Raw genomic sequence first — 14,874 nt, 5'->3', positions numbered from 1 at the left:
CTGAAAACAATGGCTGCCGACAAGCAAAATTTACAGGACGCATTTCTCAACAACGTGCGCAAATCGAAGATCCCGGTGACGATTTTTCTGGTCAACGGGGTGAAATTGCAGGGTGTGATCACCTGGTTTGACAATTTCTGCGTGCTCCTGCGCCGCGACGGACAGGCGCAACTGGTCTACAAGCACGCGATCTCGACGATCATGCCGTCCCAGCCCGTGCTGCTTTACGAGGGCGAGGACAACGCTGGATAATCCTGACGCAATGCGCGTGGCCGTCCTGCACCCGGACATTCCGCGGTCAGGCCGGATCCGCGCGGCCGATCTGGCGCTCGAAGAAGCCCGGTCGCTGACCGAAGCCTTGCCCGACCTGGAGGTCGTGCATGCTGCTGTCGTGCCTGTTCCCAAAGTGCGGTCCGGCATGTTGTTCGGCACCGGCAAGACCGAAGAATTGAAAAGTCTTTTCAAGGCCTTGGATGTCGGTCTTGTGATCGTTGACGGACCGCTGACTCCGATCCAGCAGCGCAATCTGGAAAAGGAATGGCACGTCAAGATCCTCGACCGGACCGGCCTCATTCTGGAGATTTTCGGGGAACGGGCAGCAACACGGGAAGGGGTGCTGCAGGTCGATCTGGCACATCTGACCTATCAGAAATCGCGGCTGGTGCGCTCCTGGACCCACCTTGAGCGGCAGCGCGGTGGCCTCGGCTTCATCGGCGGCCCCGGCGAGACACAGATCGAGGCTGACCGACGCGCGCTCAACGACCAGATCCTGCGGATCAAGGCGCAGCTGAAAAAGGTAGTCAACACCCGCAAGCTGCACCGCGAGGCACGCAAGAAGATCCCCTATCCGATCGTCGCTCTCGTGGGCTATACGAACGCAGGAAAATCGACGATTTTCAACCGCTTGACGGGCGCTTCCGTGCTGGCGAAAGACATGCTTTTTGCTACGCTCGACCCGACAATGCGGGCGGTCACGCTGGGCTCGGGCAAGGAGGTCATCCTGTCCGATACGGTTGGCTTTGTTTCCGACCTGCCGACGCAGCTTGTCGCGGCGTTCCGCGCAACGCTCGAAGAGGTGCTCGACGCCGATCTCATCATCCATGTGCGGGACATTTCCCACCCAGAGAGCGAGGAACAGGCGCAGGATGTCCGCACGATCCTCAGCACGCTCGGCGTCGGAGCGGACGTGCAGGACCGGATGGTCGAGGTCTGGAACAAGATCGACGCCGTGCCCGAGGACCGCGCCGACGCGATCCGGCAGGCCGCTAGCCGCGACCCGCGCAAGGTTGCCATGTCGGCCCTGAGCGGGGAGGGAATGGACGCCTTTTTCGAGGCGGTGGAGATCGGCCTGTCTGAGCCCAAAAGCGTCGCTCGGCTGCCGCTCGGCCACGGGGACGGCAAGGCCCGCGCATGGCTCTACGGCCAGAAGGTCGTGCAAGACGAACGGCAGGAGGATGGCGGTCCTGTGCTGGATGTTGAATGGACCGAGAAGCAAAAGAACCAATACAAGAGCCTGTTCGGTAAAGGAAAATAGGAATGAAGCTGCCAGCGCCGATCACCGACTGGGACGATGCCTATGCCAATCGCGACCATATTCCGGGCGCGGAGGGGTTCGTTGAACGCTGGCAGGAAGACGCGCCGGCATTTCGCGCGGAATTGGACCGGGCAGGGCGGCTGGAGGCCGATATCTCCTATGGTCCCGAACCGCGCCAAGCCTATGACCTGTTCCGGCCCACGGGCGAGAGCCGCGGTCTTCTGATGTTCGTGCATGGCGGCTACTGGCGGATGTTCGACAAGTCGACCTGGTCGCATTTCGCCCGTGGCGCACTGGCGCATGGCTGGACCGTGGTCATGCCGAGCTACCGGCTCGCGCCGCAGGTTCATATCTCGGACGTGGTGGCCGATGTCGGCGCAGCGCTCATCGACGCGGCAGGGCGCGTGGACGGGCCGATCCGGCTGGCGGGCCATTCCGCAGGCGGGCACCTCGTCACGCGGCTCATTTGCACGGACAGCGCCGTTCCGGGCGCCATTGTCGACCGGATCGCGCATGTCATGTCGATCAGCGGCGTGCATGATTTGCGGCCGCTCCTGAAACTTGAGCTGAATTCGGACTTCCGGCTTGATCCGGCGCGCGCCGTGGCGGACAGCCCGGCGCTTCTGACACCGCGGGCGGACATGAACGTGTCCTGCTGGGTCGGTGCGGCGGAGCGGCCCGAGTTTCTGCGGCAGAATGATCTGCTGGCGCTCGCATGGTTCGGGCTGTGCGCGTCCGTCTCGTCACGGCATGTCGCAGGGTGCCACCATTTCGATGTGATCGACGGTCTGGCCGATCCGGACTCCGACATGATGGCCGAACTGCTGGGCTAGGGCACGCGCCGCATTTCAGACCGGCTCATTACATAAGTCGCATAATCAATATTATGTTAAATATGGATTGTGCCAGAGATCCAAAGACTTGACCCCTGCGCCTCATATGGCATGGACGTGGCACTATGCGTGACCGACAGACAGACCCGATCCTGATCGCCGGACCGACAGCCTCCGGCAAGTCGGCCCTTGCGCTGGCGCTGGCGGAAAATCTTGGCGGCGCCGTCGTCAATGCGGACGCCATTCAGGTCTATGACGGATGGCAGATCCTGTCTGCGCGTCCGGACGCGGCAGACCTTGCCCGCGCACCGCATCGGCTCTACGGCCACATCGCGATGGATGTCGCCTATTCGGTCGGCCATTGGCTGCGGGATGTCGATGCAGCACTCGATGCGTGTCGCGGCGCCGGCCAGCGCCCGATCATCGTCGGCGGCACCGGACTTTACCTCTCGGCCCTGACCGAGGGCCTTGCACAGATCCCGCCCGTGCCAGCAGATGTCCGCGCCGAGGGCGACGCGCTCCGTCGCGACGGCGGCACCGACGGATTGCGCGCGGCGCTCGTGGCGCTCGACCCGGCGGCGCTCGACCATCTCGATCCGTTCAATCCGGCGCGGCTGCAACGCGCCTGGGAGGTGCTGCGCGCCACAGGACGGACGCTGCGCGACTGGCAGGCCGACACGCCGCCACCCCTCGTGCCGCTTGAAGCTTCGACAGCGCTTGTGCTGACCTCGGCACCGGCATGGCTGAATGCGCGGATCACACGGCGGTTCGGCCAGATGGTCGATCTTGGCGCGCTCAATGAAGTGGCGCGGGCCCATGAAGCTGGACTGGATCCGGCCTGGCCCTCGTCCCGGGCACTTGGCGCAGACGCGCTCTGGGACCATCTGCAAGGCCGGATGTCGCGCGACGCGGCGCTCGCGCTCGGGGCGCTCCGGACACGGCAGTTTGCCAAGCGCCAGCGCACCTGGTTCCGCAACCGAATGACCGCGTGGCGCACTGTCCGCATCGACGAAACACCGGCCGAGGACCTCGTTTCATCGATTGTCTGATGCGTCAATGCATCGCATTCGGTGCCAAAATGGCACAGCACGACCATGATCTCGCCACATTTGGCCGCAACCCTTGGCGTTGATGCGTCTCGATTGTCTGATTACTTGTCTTCAAACAAGCGGCCCCCAGATGACGACACCGACCCATGATTTCAGCTCTGCCACGGCGTGCCCCGCGAATGCGGCCCCGCAATGCATGACGCTGACCGCCGCCACCGCCCAGTTCAACTGGTCGCTGGCCGAGCCCCGCCCTGCCCCGATGCATCTCTTCCTGCGCGTCACCTGCGGCGGCGGCCGGATCAGGATCGGCGAAGATGTTCGCGGCTTCGGCGCACAAGCGGCCATGTCGCTCCCCATGCACATGCCCTTCGGCCTGTCCTTCACGCCCGGCACCAAGGGCTGGGTGGCGCTTCTGCCCGACAATGGCCAGATGGTGCTGCCCGAGGTTCCGATCCTGTGCAACAGCGTGGCACCGGGCGATCAGCGCGACCTGGCCCAACGGTTCGAGATGCTGTTCCAGGAATCGCAAGCCCCCGGCTCTGACCGGCTGGAGGCTATGCTTTATGTCAGCGGGCTTCTGTCCGTCTGGTTCCGTCGCCAACTGGCCGACAATCCGAAACTGGCACTGGCCGAGGAGGCACCGCGCGGCGACCTGCTGCAGCGGTTCCTCGCGCTTGTCGAGGAACGGTTCGACCGCAGCGAGAGCGTGATCGACTATGCGCGCCGGCTCGATGTAACACCGACCCATCTGACGCGGATCTGCCGCCGGGCCACCGGCAAGCCGGCCTCCCATTTCATCCAGAGCCGGGTGATGGAGATGGCCCGTGAAACGCTGGCCACGACGGATCTGCGCGTGTCGGAAATCGCGGAGGAGCTGGGCTTTTCGGACCCGGCCTATTTCACCCGACGCTTCACAGCGACGATCGGCGAAAGCCCCAGCCAGTACCGACGGCTGCACCGCCACGCCTGACCGGCAAACACCGCGCGGCCGATACGGCGACAAGAACCTTGACCCCACAAGTGCGGCCTGCGTAAATGATGCACAGGCCGACGAAATCTCTCCAAGGTAACGTCCGCCAAGCTCAGGGCCACGTGGGGAATTGCGTGGCCCTTACCTGTTTCCGGAGGCCCCGTGATGACCGATCCGTGCGCCCTGCCCCCGACACCCTATTATGCCGTGATCTTCGCCAACCGGCGCGCCGGACCCGATGACGGATATGGCGCGATGGCAGAGAAGATGGCCACATTCGCGGCCGAGCAGGACGGGTTTCTCGGGATCGACAGTGCGCGGGATGCGGACGGGTTCGGCATCACCGTCAGCTACTGGCGCGACGAGGCCGCAATCCGGGCCTGGAAGGAGAATGCCGCCCATCAGGTGGCGCAGAAGCTGGGCCATACCCGCTGGTATGCGCGGTTCACTCTGCGTGTCGCCCGGGTGGAACGGCAGTATGACGGGCCAGCAACCGCCGACTGACATGAAAAAACCCCGGCCGAAGCCGGGGTTTCCAAACATTTCAGACGGATGCGGAGGGCTTCAGGCCCGTGCGGATCCAAGCAGTTTCCACAGGCCCGGCACCAGCAGCGCAGCCAGCGCCAGCTTGATCGCATCACCGATCAGGAACGGGGTCAGGCCCCACTGCAGGATCGGCTGTTCCCAGGTGTAGAGATGGCCGAGCCATAGAAGCCCCGGCACATAGATGAGCGCGTTGCCGATCAGCATGGCGAGCGCCATCAGCCCGATCGACCGGTCCCAGCCGCGACGCGCGGCCATGCCGAGCGCGACCGTCGCCAGCACATAGCCCACCAGATAGCCGCCGGTGCCGCCCATCATGTAGGTCAGGCCGTTGGCTTCTGTCGAGGAAGAGGCAAACACGTCGAAGCCGAGCGCACCGATGATCATGTAGCCCATGATGGTCGCCAGACCGAGGCGCGGCCCGTAAGCGGCACCGATGGTCAGCACGGCGAATGTGCCCATCGTAATCGGCACAGGCCACATCGGCACCTTGATCTTGGCAGCAATGGCAAGCGCCAGAATGCCCGCAACGACCAGCACGACCCGCTTGACCGCAAGGCCGGTGCCTTCGGTTTGCCAGACCGCTTCCTGCAGGACTGCGTCAGTTTTGGTTGCCATCGTCTCCCACTCCATTTTGAGAATTCGTTGCCCTTGTCTTGCACCAAAGGGGGCGTCAAGACAAGTCCGATGCTGCACTGCGGCGATAGTCCGAGACCATCAGATAATCCTTGGCGGGGCCGGTCACCTGCCAGCGGCTCTGCCAGAGGGGCCAGCGCGAAAAACCGTAGGCAACGCGGTACATATCCGCCGCACAGAGGTGATCGTCCCGCGCGCCCGGCGCCCCAAGGCCGATCCGGTGGAACGGTCGGCCATCGTCGAAGCGGACCGCAATTCCGCCCGTGCCGTCCGCACTCCAGTGATAACGCCGCTCGGCCAGAAAACCGGTGCCGTCGGGCAGCATCAGCCGTCCTTTTTCGTGATAGAGCGCGCCGGACTCCCGCGCCGAAATCGTTGCGGTCCCGCGAAAGCGCCCGCCCTGCCCCGGCCGGTCGCTGTCGATCCGCCGTTCGATGTCCCATGTTCCGAGAAAGTCGCTCAACGCCTGCGGCGCGGTCATTCGATCCGCCCGTCCTGCTCCCGCCCGGTATCGTCGCGGAACCGCAGAAGCTGCAACCCGTCGCGCCAAGACGCCGACACCCGGTAGCAGGACCAGGCCTGTTCGCCCCGCATCTGGTGGCACAGCTGCCCGCGTTCAACACGCCAGTAGCCCCACAGATCGCGTGCGCCCGTCTCATGCAGGCGGCCGGAACTGTGATAGGCGTTGGAGCGGTCGTCAAAGGCCACGGACTTGCCAGACAGGGTCGTCAGAAGCTCCCCGTCGTTCAGTCTTTGCCATTCCTGCGCGGCCAGAGGATGCGCGCAAAGGAGCGCGATAGCGACCCCGGCGATGCGAATCCCGACCATGCGGCAATGCCTTTCCTTGTTCTGCGGTGACTTAGAGTTTATCAGGCCGTGAAACAGCCTCAACAATCATGGTGAATATCGATGATACCGCGCTACTCTCGACCGGAAATGGTTGCAATTTGGTCACCTGAGACGAAGTTCCGGATCTGGTACGAGATCGAGGCCCATGCCTGCGATGCGCAGGCCGAGCTTGGCGTCATCCCCAAGGAATCCGCCGAAGCCGTCTGGACCGCCAAGGATGTCGAATTCGACGTGGCGCGGATCGACGAGATCGAGGCCGTCACCAAGCATGATGTCATCGCCTTCCTGACCCATCTGGCCGAACATGTCGGGCCGGAGAGCCGGTTCGTCCATCAGGGCATGACCTCGTCCGACGTGCTAGACACCTGTTTCAACGTGCAGCTTGTGCGCGCCTCGGACCTGCTCATCGCGGACATGGAAAAGCTGCTGGCCGCGCTGAAGAAACGCGCGCTCGAGCACAAGGACACGGTGCGGATCGGGCGCAGCCACGGCATCCATGCCGAGCCGACGACCATGGGCCTGACCTTTGCCCGCTTCTATGCCGAAATGGACCGCAACCTGAACCGGCTGAAAAAGGCCCGCAAGGAGATTGCCACGGGTGCGATCTCGGGCGCAGTGGGCACCTTCGCCAATATCGACCCTGCGGTCGAGGAGCATGTCTGCACGAAGCTGGGACTGGAACCCGAGCCGATCTCGACCCAGGTGATCCCGCGCGACCGTCACGCGGCCTTCTTCGCGGCGCTTGGCGTTGTCGCCTCCTCGATCGAGAATATCGCCATCGAGATCCGCCACATGCAGCGCACCGAGGTGCTGGAGGCGGAGGAATTCTTCTCCAAGGGGCAGAAAGGCTCCTCGGCCATGCCGCACAAGCGCAACCCGGTCCTGACCGAGAACCTGACCGGTCTGGCGCGGCTCGTCCGCATGGCGGTAGTCCCGGCGATGGAGAATGTCGCGCTCTGGCACGAGCGGGATATTTCGCACAGTTCCGTGGAGCGCAATATCGGCCCCGACGCGACCATCACACTCGATTTCGCGCTTGCACGTCTGACAATGGTGATCGAGAAACTCGTCGTCTATCCTGAGAATATGATGAGCAATCTCAACAAGTTCCGTGGGCTTGTTCACTCTCAGCGCGTGCTTCTGGCCCTGACCCAGAAAGGTGTGAGCCGAGAGGATGCCTACCGGCTGGTCCAGCGCAACGCGATGAAGGTCTGGGAAGAGGGCAAGGATTTCCTCGAAGAGCTGAAGGCCGATGAGGAAGTGCGCGCCGCGCTGTCCGAAGTCGAACTCGAAGAGAAATTCGATCTCGGCTACCACACGCGGCAGGTCGACACGATCTTCAAGCGGGTCTTCGGCGACGCCTGACCACCACCACACCGCTCATGAAAAAGGCCGGCCCGGGAACGCCCCGGTCCGGCCTTAGTCATTTCATCTGCTTGCCGAAGGCGCGCACCCGCGCCCGACGGCTCAGGCTTCGTTCAGGATCTGCGCCTTGGCGATGAGCAGAAGCTCGTCCATCTTGGCGCGGATCGCAGCCTCGTCAGCACGGCCGGTCAGGTCGGCAGAGAGCTTGCGCACCACATCGTCATGGCCCGCTTCCTCGAAATCGGCCTTCACGACCTCGAGCGCATAGGCGTCAGCCTCGGCACCGGATTTGCCCAGCAGATCGGCGGCCCAGATGCCAACCAGCTTGTTGCGGCGGGCCACGGCCTTGAACTGCATTTCCTCGTCATGCGCGAATTTGTTCTCGAAGGCGGTTTCCCGTTCGTCAAAGGTGCTCATGTCAGCTCCACACTTGGGTGTTGTCGTTATCCCCTAGATAGACCTGCGACACCCTGCTCTCAAGGAGAATAGACGCGATTGCTTGCTCCCAAACGCCGCACGTCCTATAGAGCGCCCACATGCACCCGGCGCTGGTTTCGGGCGCGGTCCCGTTGGTGGAGTTCCCAAATGGCAAGACGACGGCTGGTTTACGAGGGCAAGGCGAAGATCCTCTATGAAGGCCCCGAGCCGGAAACGCTGATCCAGTATTTCAAGGATGACGCAACCGCCTTCAACGCCGAGAAAAAGGACGTGATCGAGGGCAAGGGCGTGCTCAACAACCGCCTGTCCGAATATTTCATGTCCGGCCTGAACAGCATCGGCGTGCCGACCCATTTCATCAAGCGGCTCAACATGCGCGAGCAGTTGATCCGCGCGGTGGAGATCATCCCGCTCGAAGTGGTTGTGCGCAATGTGGCCGCCGGCTCGCTGGCCAAGCGGCTGGGGATGGAGGAAGGCACCGCCCTGCCCCGTCCGATCGTGGAATTCTACTACAAGGACGATGCGCTCGGTGATCCGCTGGTGACCGAGGAACATATCATCGCCTTCGGCTGGGCCAGCCAGCAGGATATGGACGACATGGTCGCGCTCGCCCTGCGGGTGAACGATTTCATGTCCGGCATCATGCTCGCGGTCGGCATCCGGCTCGTGGATTTCAAGATCGAGATCGGCCGCGTGTTCGACGGCGATTTTCAGCGGCTCATCGTTGCCGACGAAATCAGCCCCGACAGCTGCCGCCTGTGGGACATCGAGAGCGGCGAGAAGCTCGACAAGGATGTGTTCCGCCGCGATCTCGGCAGCCTGACGGATGCCTATACGGAAGTGGCCCGCCGCCTCGGCGTGCTGCCGCGCACCGGCGCCGGTCAGGCCGGCCCGAAACTCGTTCACTGAGCAGCCAAGACCAGCGAAAGGACCTGCAATGAAAGCCCGCGTTCATGTGACCCTGAAATCCGGCGTGCTCGACCCCCAGGGCGAAGCTGTCCGTCATGCGCTCGGCGCACTCGGCTTTGACGGCGTGAACGGCGTCCGTCAGGGCAAGGTGATCGAGCTCGATCTGGACGAGACGGACGCCGCCCGCGCCGAAACGGCCGTGCGGGCCATGTGTGACAAGCTGCTCGCCAACACGGTGATCGAGGATTACGACGTGGAGATCGCGGGATGAAGACGGCTGTCATCGTCTTTCCCGGGTCCAACTGCGACCGCGACATGGCGGTGGCGCTGGAACGCGCGACCGGACAGGCCCCCGCGATGGTCTGGCACAAGGATGCCAGCCTGCCTGCGGGCCTCGACCTGATCGCCATACCCGGTGGCTTTTCCTTCGGCGACTATCTGCGCTGCGGCGCGATTGCGGCGCGCTCGCCGATCATGCGGGCCGTGGTCGAGTTCGCACAGAAAGGCGGCCATGTGCTCGGCGTCTGCAACGGATTCCAGGTTCTGATCGAAGCGGGCCTTCTGCCCGGTGCGCTGATGCGCAACGCCAATCTGAAATTCGTCTGCCGCGATCTGCACCTGACCGTTGGCACGAGCGACTCGCCCTTCACCAGCGCCTACCGGCCGGGCGAGACGATCACGGTGCCCGTGGCGCATCATGACGGCAATTTCGTCGCCAGCGACGCAGTTCTGGCAGAGCTGCGCGACAGCGACCGGGTCGCCTTCCGCTACGTGGAGAACCCGAACGGGTCGCGCGACGATATTGCCGGCATCCTGTCGGACAACCGCCGCGTTCTGGGGATGATGCCCCATCCCGAACGGCTCAACGATCCCGCGCTGGGCGGGACCGATGGCGGGCGGCTCTTCGACAGTCTGGCCAGTGCGCTGGTCAGAGCCTGACCGCCACGCGCCCTAGCGCCAGAGCGATTGCACATGCAGGTCGCCCATATCCTTGTAGAGATGGGCCACCTGATCCCCGTATCCGTTGTAGAGCGCGGTCGGGATTTCCTCATCATCGCCGCCGAGCACCCGTTCCGTCGCCTGTGACCAGCGCGGATGCGGCACTTCGGGGTTCACATTGGCCCAGAACCCGTATTCCTGCGCGGCCAGTTCTTCCCAGAAGCTGACCGGACGTTCGTCGGTCAAGGTGATCCGCTTGATCGATTTGATCGACTTGAACCCGTATTTCCACGGCACATGGAGCCGGATCGGCGCTCCGAACTGCTTGTGCAGGATCTTGCCGTAGGCGCCCACGACCAGCAGCGGCAGCTCGTTCTGCGCTTCCTCGATCGTCAGCCCCTCGACATAGGGCCAGGGATACCAGTGCTGCTTCTGGCCCGGTGCCTGCGCGGGATCGAGGAAGGTTTCGAACCGGACATAGCGCGCGCCCGATTGCGGCGCCGCGAGCGCCAGCACATCACGCAGCGGCAGTCCGATCCACGGCACCACCATCGACCAGGCCTCGACACAACGGTGGCGGTAGATCCGCTCCTCTGGCGTCACGCGCTTCATCAGATCATCCACGTCGATCGATAGCGGCGTATCGACGAGACCGTCGATCTCCAGCACCCACGGGTCGCTTTCGAGCGCCTGTGCGGCACGGGCAATCTTCTTCGACGAGCCGAACTCGTAGAAATTGTTGTAGGCGGCGTTCACATCCTCTGCGGTGACCGGCCGGCCGGCGTCCGCATATTCGGGATGGGTCGCCGGCATCGGTGTGAACGGGCTCTCGGCGACGGCGGCGTGGCCGGCCTTCGGCAGGCCGATTGCGCCCAGAAGCGCCCCGGCGCCGGCGCCGGCCAGAAGCTGGCGGCGGTTCAGGTAAGCGCTTTCGGGCGTGGCGGCCGCGTCCGGGAGCCACCAGTCGGGTCGGCGGTGATACAGCATGGAATCCTCGAATTTCTTCCCTCTTTCAGCACGATAGGCGGAAGCCCGCCGAACCGCCAATCAAAGACGCTTGAGGTGCCCAACAGCGGAATTTAAAACTAGTCATGGCCCAATGGCGTTCAGACAGCAGCAATGATCAAGTCCGCTCCACCCCGCTGGTGCGGCTGTCGGTGGCGGCTGCGATCGTGGCGGCCATGGCCGTGCTCTGGTTTTCCAACGTTTTGCTGACCGACCGGTTCACCGCAACCAGCCGCAATCAGGGCCAGTTGCGGGCCGCGCTCTATTCCGGTTCGATCCAGTCGATCCTGCAGCGCCACTCGGTCGTGCCGCTCATCCTGTCACGCGACAGCGTGCTGATCTCGGCCCTGCAGAGTCAGGATTACCAGCTGACCAGCCAGCGCCTGATCGACTTCCAGGAGGAACTGGGCGCGGCCTCGATCGAACTGCTCGACGTGACGGGGCGCGTTGTGGCGGCAAGCGACCGGCACGCCTTGTCCACCAACAAGAGCGACCAGCCCTATTTTACCCAGGCCCTGCGCGAAAGCGGCACGATTTTTGCCACGTCCGAACCCGGCGAAGGCGCCATCGGCTTTCATTATGCGCGCAAGGTTGTCGACGGGCTGAACACGCTCGGCATCATCGTGGTGACGGTTGATCTGCAACGGATCGAGGACAGCTGGCGGCGGTCCGACGTGATCGCCTTCGTCACCGACGGGTCCGACAATATCATCCTTGCCTCGCGCCCAAGCTGGCGGAACCAGAAGCTTGAGGACATCCTGCGCACCGAGGAACCCAACGCTGTCCAGCGGGCCATCTCCAACCGCGGTGTCGACGGCGACCAGTATAATTACGTCTATATCGACGACACCCCGCTTCTGCGCAACGAGACCAAGGTCGGGTTCCGCGGCTGGCGGCTCACCTATTTCTCGACGCTGGAGAACATCCGCGCGCGGGTGAACGCGGTGCTCGCCTTCGAGATCATGCTGATGACGCTTCTGGCCGCCGCGGTTGTCTATTTCCTGTCGCGGCGCACCGCGCGACAGTCACTCCTGATCCGCCGCGAATCCGAGGAGCTGCGCGCGCTCAATGCGCGTCTATCGGCGGAAATCGAGGAACGTCAACGGGTTGAGCGGACGCTTGAAGATACCGAACAAAGCCTTGAGCAGGCGTCGAAACTGGCAGCCCTTGGCCAGATGTCGGCTGCTGTCAGCCACGAGCTGAACCAGCCGCTGGCCGCAATGCGGACCTATCTGGCCGGCGCACGGCTTCTGATCGCGCGCAACCGCAGTTCCGAGGCGCTCAGTTCCTTCCAGCGGATCGACGACCTGATCGAACGGATGGGCGCCATCACGCGGCAGTTGAAATCCTATGCCCGCAAATCCAACGACGATCTGCAGCCGCTCGACCTGCGCGATACGGTGACCGGCAGCCTGTCGATGATGACCCCACAATTGAGCCAGTCGCGGGTTGAAATCCTGCGCCGCGTCCCCAATTCGCCTGTGATCGTGATGGGGGACGCCGTACGGCTGGAACAGATCGTGGTGAACCTTTTGCGCAATGCGCTCGACGCCACCAAGGGGCAGGATGAGCGGAAGATCGAGATCAGCCTCATGGCGGGCCAGCCGAACGTGCGCCTGACGGTGCGCGACAATGGCCACGGGCTGGAGGATACGGATTCGCTCTTCGAGCCCTTCTACACGACCAAGAAACCCGGAGAGGGCATCGGCCTCGGGCTTGCCATCTCTGCGGGGATCGCGAGCGAGTTGGGCGGACGCCTGATCGCACGGAACCATCCCGAGGGCGGCGCGGTTTTCGAACTGCAACTGCCCCTGCATCAACCGACCACACGGGCTGCGGAGTAACTATGGCCGAACCTATTGCCGTGACCATCGTCGATGACGAAGCCGATATGCGCGACAGCATCTCGCAATGGCTGAGCCTGTCGGGCTATCGCACCACCACCCATGACAGCGCGGAATCCGCGCTCCGCACCATCGATGCCAGCTATCCCGGTATCGTCATCACCGATATCCGGATGCCCGGCACCGACGGTATGGCGCTGCTGAAAAAGCTGCAAAGCATCGACCCGGCGCTTCCCGTCATCCTGATCACCGGACATGGCGACATCCAGCTGGCCGTCGAGGCGATGCGGATCGGCGCCTATGAATTTGTTGAAAAACCGTTCGATCCCGAACGGTTGGCGGAACTTGTTCGGCGCGCGGGTGAGGCGCGGCGCCTGACCCTCGACAATCGCAACCTGCGACGTGAACTGTCGAACGGCTCGGTGCTCCTCAACAAGCTGATGGGCGCGAGCGACGCGGTGGAGCATCTGCGCGAGGAGATCCTCGACCTCGCTCAGGCGGACGGCCATGTGCTGATCTCGGGCGAAACCGGCACCGGAAAGTCGCTGATGGCCCATGCGCTCCATGCCTGTGGCCCCCGTCAGGGCCGACCCTTCGTGACGGTCAACTGCGCAGCGCACGATGCTGACACGCTCGATGCGCTCCTCTTCGGGTCGGACGATGAGTTGAGCCAGAAGCCGGCCGTCGAACAGGCCGAGGGCGGCACGCTCTGTCTGGAGAATATCGAGGAATTGCCGGACGCGCTGCAGGCCAAGCTGCTGACGCTTATCTCCGACGCGCCGGTGGATGCGGGTCCCGACCACCAGCTCCGGATCATCGCGATCACGCCGGAACCGGTCAGTGCGCTCGGCCATCCGAAAATCCGTCAGGACCTGTTCTACCGGCTGGCCGCGATGGAGTTGAAAGCACCCGCGCTGCGCGATCGGGGGGAGGATATCCTGATGCTCTTCACCCGTTTCACCAGCCAGTTTGCCGATGAATATGGCTGCGAGCCGCCGGAAGTGAGCGCCAGCGATGCTGCGGCGCTGCTGCAAGCCCCCTGGCCGGGCAATGTGCGGCAGCTCATCAACCTGGCCGAACGGGCGGTGCTGCAGACGCGGCGCGGCGCAACCAACATCGCGCAGCTTCTGCAGGCCGACGACATGGCCCCTGCTCCGGGCGCAGACACCAAAGAACGCCCCTTGCGCGAACATGTGGAGGCGTTCGAGCGGATGCTGATCGAAACGGCACTGCGCCGCAATCGCGGATCGGTGGCATCGGTGATCGACGAACTGGCCGTGCCGCGCCGGACGCTCAACGAGAAAATGGCGAAATACGGGCTGAACCGCTCGGATTACATCTGAGCGGCCCGCGCCATGAAGGGTGCGAGATCGCCATATCCGGTCGACCGCCGCTCATAGGCCAGACCGAGCCGGGCGGCGGCCTCCTCCGCTGCCCCGTCAAGCGCCGGATCGTCGGTCTGGGCCAGATAGACCAGCGTCTCGTAATGGGCGAAAATTTGATCCCGCAACTGGGGATGGCGGTCCAGACCCATCGGTTTCCAGACGAAGGCATCGAACTGCCGGACAAGAAAATCGGTCAGATAAAATGATGTGATTTCATCATCATGCGCGGCAAACGTCGCGTTGCCTTCGAAGAAGCTGTAGCAATGGGGTCCGGCGATCATCTCGACCCCGAGCGCGTCGCAGCGCGCCTGCAGCAACCCGCCCGTCCCGCAATCGGCATAGAGCACATAGACCCTGTCATAGGCATCACGCATCCGCGTGACGGCCTCCTCGACCGCATCCGGAATCCGGGCGGGCTCAAGGTGGAGCTTGGCGGGCAGGCAGTGCAGGTCGAGATGGGTCCAGCCGTTCATCTCGACGAGCGCCAGCACCTCGCGTGCCAGCGCGCCGCAAGCCAGCAGCAGGACCGGTTTGCCGGTCCTGCCCCGCGTTTCTGTTGTCGGTTCGGGCATCCG

At 63.7% G+C, this 14,874-nt stretch carries 18 protein-coding genes; 12 read left to right on the top strand and 6 right to left on the bottom strand.

The window, feature by feature from the left end; translation table 11 throughout:
- Positions 1-9: 9 nt before the first annotated feature.
- From hfq to GSH16_RS09855, 6 genes are all read left to right on the top strand, one after another.
- Positions 10-252 (top strand): RNA chaperone Hfq, encoded by a 243-nt coding sequence (hfq, locus tag GSH16_RS09880; protein ID WP_160854527.1) that lies wholly within the window; start codon positions 10-12, stop codon positions 250-252.
- A 10-nt stretch (positions 253-262) separates the two neighbouring features.
- Complete coding sequence (gene hflX / locus GSH16_RS09875) at positions 263-1,534, top strand: GTPase HflX (protein ID WP_160854525.1); 1,272 nt, start codon at positions 263-265, stop codon at positions 1,532-1,534.
- Between the two features lie 2 nt (positions 1,535-1,536).
- Positions 1,537-2,367: an alpha/beta hydrolase gene (locus tag GSH16_RS09870; RefSeq protein WP_160854524.1), complete on the top strand. Its 831-nt coding sequence runs from the start codon at positions 1,537-1,539 to the stop codon at positions 2,365-2,367.
- A 125-nt stretch (positions 2,368-2,492) separates the two neighbouring features.
- The gene (miaA, locus tag GSH16_RS09865; protein ID WP_160854522.1) at positions 2,493-3,416 is read left to right on the top strand and encodes a tRNA (adenosine(37)-N6)-dimethylallyltransferase MiaA; all 924 of its coding nucleotides are present in this window, start codon (positions 2,493-2,495) and stop codon (positions 3,414-3,416) included.
- A gap of 130 nt (positions 3,417-3,546) precedes the next feature.
- On the top strand, positions 3,547-4,386 hold the full coding sequence (locus GSH16_RS09860; protein ID WP_160854520.1) for a helix-turn-helix domain-containing protein: 840 nt from the start codon (positions 3,547-3,549) through the stop codon (positions 4,384-4,386).
- A gap of 165 nt (positions 4,387-4,551) precedes the next feature.
- Positions 4,552-4,890, top strand: a complete 339-nt coding sequence (locus GSH16_RS09855; RefSeq protein ID WP_160854518.1) for an antibiotic biosynthesis monooxygenase family protein — start codon at positions 4,552-4,554, stop codon at positions 4,888-4,890.
- 60 nt (positions 4,891-4,950) lie between these two features.
- On the opposite strand, the gene GSH16_RS09850 is transcribed toward GSH16_RS09855, so the two are convergent.
- The 3 genes from GSH16_RS09850 to GSH16_RS09840 are packed head-to-tail and all read right to left on the bottom strand — an operon-like array spanning position 4,951 to position 6,393.
- Positions 4,951-5,547: a biotin transporter BioY gene (locus GSH16_RS09850; RefSeq protein ID WP_160854516.1), complete on the bottom strand. Its 597-nt coding sequence runs from the start codon at positions 5,545-5,547 to the stop codon at positions 4,951-4,953.
- A gap of 55 nt (positions 5,548-5,602) precedes the next feature.
- Complete coding sequence (locus tag GSH16_RS09845) at positions 5,603-6,046, bottom strand: DUF6314 family protein (protein WP_160854514.1); 444 nt, start codon at positions 6,044-6,046, stop codon at positions 5,603-5,605.
- Positions 6,043-6,393 (bottom strand): hypothetical protein, encoded by a 351-nt coding sequence (locus tag GSH16_RS09840; protein ID WP_160854512.1) that lies wholly within the window; start codon positions 6,391-6,393, stop codon positions 6,043-6,045. Before GSH16_RS09840 ends, GSH16_RS09845 begins: the two co-directional genes overlap by 4 nt.
- A gap of 81 nt (positions 6,394-6,474) precedes the next feature.
- On the opposite strand from GSH16_RS09840, the gene purB reads away from it, so the two are divergent.
- Positions 6,475-7,779, top strand: coding sequence for an adenylosuccinate lyase (gene purB, locus GSH16_RS09835; RefSeq protein ID WP_160854510.1), 1,305 nt, complete (start codon positions 6,475-6,477; stop codon positions 7,777-7,779).
- A 102-nt stretch (positions 7,780-7,881) separates the two neighbouring features.
- On the opposite strand, the gene GSH16_RS09830 is transcribed toward purB, so the two are convergent.
- The gene (locus tag GSH16_RS09830; protein WP_160854508.1) at positions 7,882-8,196 is read right to left on the bottom strand and encodes a DUF1476 domain-containing protein; all 315 of its coding nucleotides are present in this window, start codon (positions 8,194-8,196) and stop codon (positions 7,882-7,884) included.
- A gap of 168 nt (positions 8,197-8,364) precedes the next feature.
- Between GSH16_RS09830 and purC the strand changes: the two genes are divergently transcribed.
- From purC to purQ, 3 genes are read left to right on the top strand one after another with little or no spacing between them, the layout of a single operon-like run.
- Positions 8,365-9,126: a phosphoribosylaminoimidazolesuccinocarboxamide synthase gene (purC, locus tag GSH16_RS09825; RefSeq protein ID WP_160854506.1), complete on the top strand. Its 762-nt coding sequence runs from the start codon at positions 8,365-8,367 to the stop codon at positions 9,124-9,126.
- A gap of 28 nt (positions 9,127-9,154) precedes the next feature.
- Entirely contained in the window at positions 9,155-9,397 is a 243-nt protein-coding gene (gene purS / locus GSH16_RS09820) for a phosphoribosylformylglycinamidine synthase subunit PurS (protein ID WP_160854504.1), read from the top strand.
- On the top strand, positions 9,394-10,065 hold the full coding sequence (gene purQ / locus GSH16_RS09815) for a phosphoribosylformylglycinamidine synthase subunit PurQ (protein WP_160854502.1): 672 nt from the start codon (positions 9,394-9,396) through the stop codon (positions 10,063-10,065). The genes purS and purQ overlap by 4 nt, the downstream gene beginning before the upstream one ends.
- A 12-nt stretch (positions 10,066-10,077) precedes the next feature.
- On the opposite strand, the gene msrP is transcribed toward purQ, so the two are convergent.
- The gene (gene msrP, locus GSH16_RS09810; RefSeq protein ID WP_160854500.1) at positions 10,078-11,052 is read right to left on the bottom strand and encodes a protein-methionine-sulfoxide reductase catalytic subunit MsrP; all 975 of its coding nucleotides are present in this window, start codon (positions 11,050-11,052) and stop codon (positions 10,078-10,080) included.
- Positions 11,053-11,156: 104 nt separating this feature from the next.
- Between msrP and GSH16_RS09805 the strand changes: the two genes are divergently transcribed.
- Positions 11,157-12,914, top strand: a complete 1,758-nt coding sequence (locus GSH16_RS09805; protein WP_160854498.1) for a sensor histidine kinase — start codon at positions 11,157-11,159, stop codon at positions 12,912-12,914.
- Positions 12,915-12,916: 2 nt separating this feature from the next.
- Positions 12,917-14,257 (top strand): sigma-54-dependent transcriptional regulator, encoded by a 1,341-nt coding sequence (locus tag GSH16_RS09800; protein ID WP_160854496.1) that lies wholly within the window; start codon positions 12,917-12,919, stop codon positions 14,255-14,257.
- On the opposite strand, the gene GSH16_RS09795 is transcribed toward GSH16_RS09800, so the two are convergent.
- On the bottom strand, positions 14,248-14,871 hold the full coding sequence (locus tag GSH16_RS09795; RefSeq protein ID WP_160854494.1) for a DUF1638 domain-containing protein: 624 nt from the start codon (positions 14,869-14,871) through the stop codon (positions 14,248-14,250). The genes GSH16_RS09800 and GSH16_RS09795 overlap by 10 nt on opposite strands.
- Between the last annotated feature and the right edge of the window lie 3 nt (positions 14,872-14,874).

Origin of the sequence: Oceanomicrobium pacificus, assembly GCF_009833495.1 — a bacterium.
Lineage (GTDB): Bacteria > Pseudomonadota > Alphaproteobacteria > Rhodobacterales > Rhodobacteraceae > Oceanomicrobium > Oceanomicrobium pacificus.
This window is presented reverse-complemented; position numbering and strand designations above follow the sequence as displayed.

Bases quoted from the DNA above. Each gene is read 5' to 3' on its own strand.
- GSH16_RS09795 (WP_160854494.1), bottom strand. From the start codon at position 14,871: ATGCCCGAACCGACAACAGAAACGCGGGGCAGGACCGGCAAACCGGTC.
- purB (WP_160854510.1), top strand. From the start codon at position 6,475: ATGATACCGCGCTACTCTCGACCGGAAATGGTTGCAATTTGGTCACCT.
- GSH16_RS09870 (WP_160854524.1), top strand. From the start codon at position 1,537: ATGAAGCTGCCAGCGCCGATCACCGACTGGGACGATGCCTATGCCAAT.
- miaA (WP_160854522.1), top strand. From the start codon at position 2,493: ATGCGTGACCGACAGACAGACCCGATCCTGATCGCCGGACCGACAGCC.
- GSH16_RS09845 (WP_160854514.1), bottom strand. From the start codon at position 6,046: ATGACCGCGCCGCAGGCGTTGAGCGACTTTCTCGGAACATGGGACATC.
- purC (WP_160854506.1), top strand. From the start codon at position 8,365: ATGGCAAGACGACGGCTGGTTTACGAGGGCAAGGCGAAGATCCTCTAT.
- GSH16_RS09860 (WP_160854520.1), top strand. From the start codon at position 3,547: ATGACGACACCGACCCATGATTTCAGCTCTGCCACGGCGTGCCCCGCG.
- GSH16_RS09830 (WP_160854508.1), bottom strand. From the start codon at position 8,196: ATGAGCACCTTTGACGAACGGGAAACCGCCTTCGAGAACAAATTCGCG.
- GSH16_RS09855 (WP_160854518.1), top strand. From the start codon at position 4,552: ATGACCGATCCGTGCGCCCTGCCCCCGACACCCTATTATGCCGTGATC.
- GSH16_RS09850 (WP_160854516.1), bottom strand. From the start codon at position 5,547: ATGGCAACCAAAACTGACGCAGTCCTGCAGGAAGCGGTCTGGCAAACC.
- GSH16_RS09800 (WP_160854496.1), top strand. From the start codon at position 12,917: ATGGCCGAACCTATTGCCGTGACCATCGTCGATGACGAAGCCGATATG.
- GSH16_RS09805 (WP_160854498.1), top strand. From the start codon at position 11,157: ATGGCCCAATGGCGTTCAGACAGCAGCAATGATCAAGTCCGCTCCACC.
- hflX (WP_160854525.1), top strand. From the start codon at position 263: ATGCGCGTGGCCGTCCTGCACCCGGACATTCCGCGGTCAGGCCGGATC.
- purQ (WP_160854502.1), top strand. From the start codon at position 9,394: ATGAAGACGGCTGTCATCGTCTTTCCCGGGTCCAACTGCGACCGCGAC.
- GSH16_RS09840 (WP_160854512.1), bottom strand. From the start codon at position 6,393: ATGGTCGGGATTCGCATCGCCGGGGTCGCTATCGCGCTCCTTTGCGCG.
- purS (WP_160854504.1), top strand. From the start codon at position 9,155: ATGAAAGCCCGCGTTCATGTGACCCTGAAATCCGGCGTGCTCGACCCC.
- hfq (WP_160854527.1), top strand. From the start codon at position 10: ATGGCTGCCGACAAGCAAAATTTACAGGACGCATTTCTCAACAACGTG.
- msrP (WP_160854500.1), bottom strand. From the start codon at position 11,052: ATGCTGTATCACCGCCGACCCGACTGGTGGCTCCCGGACGCGGCCGCC.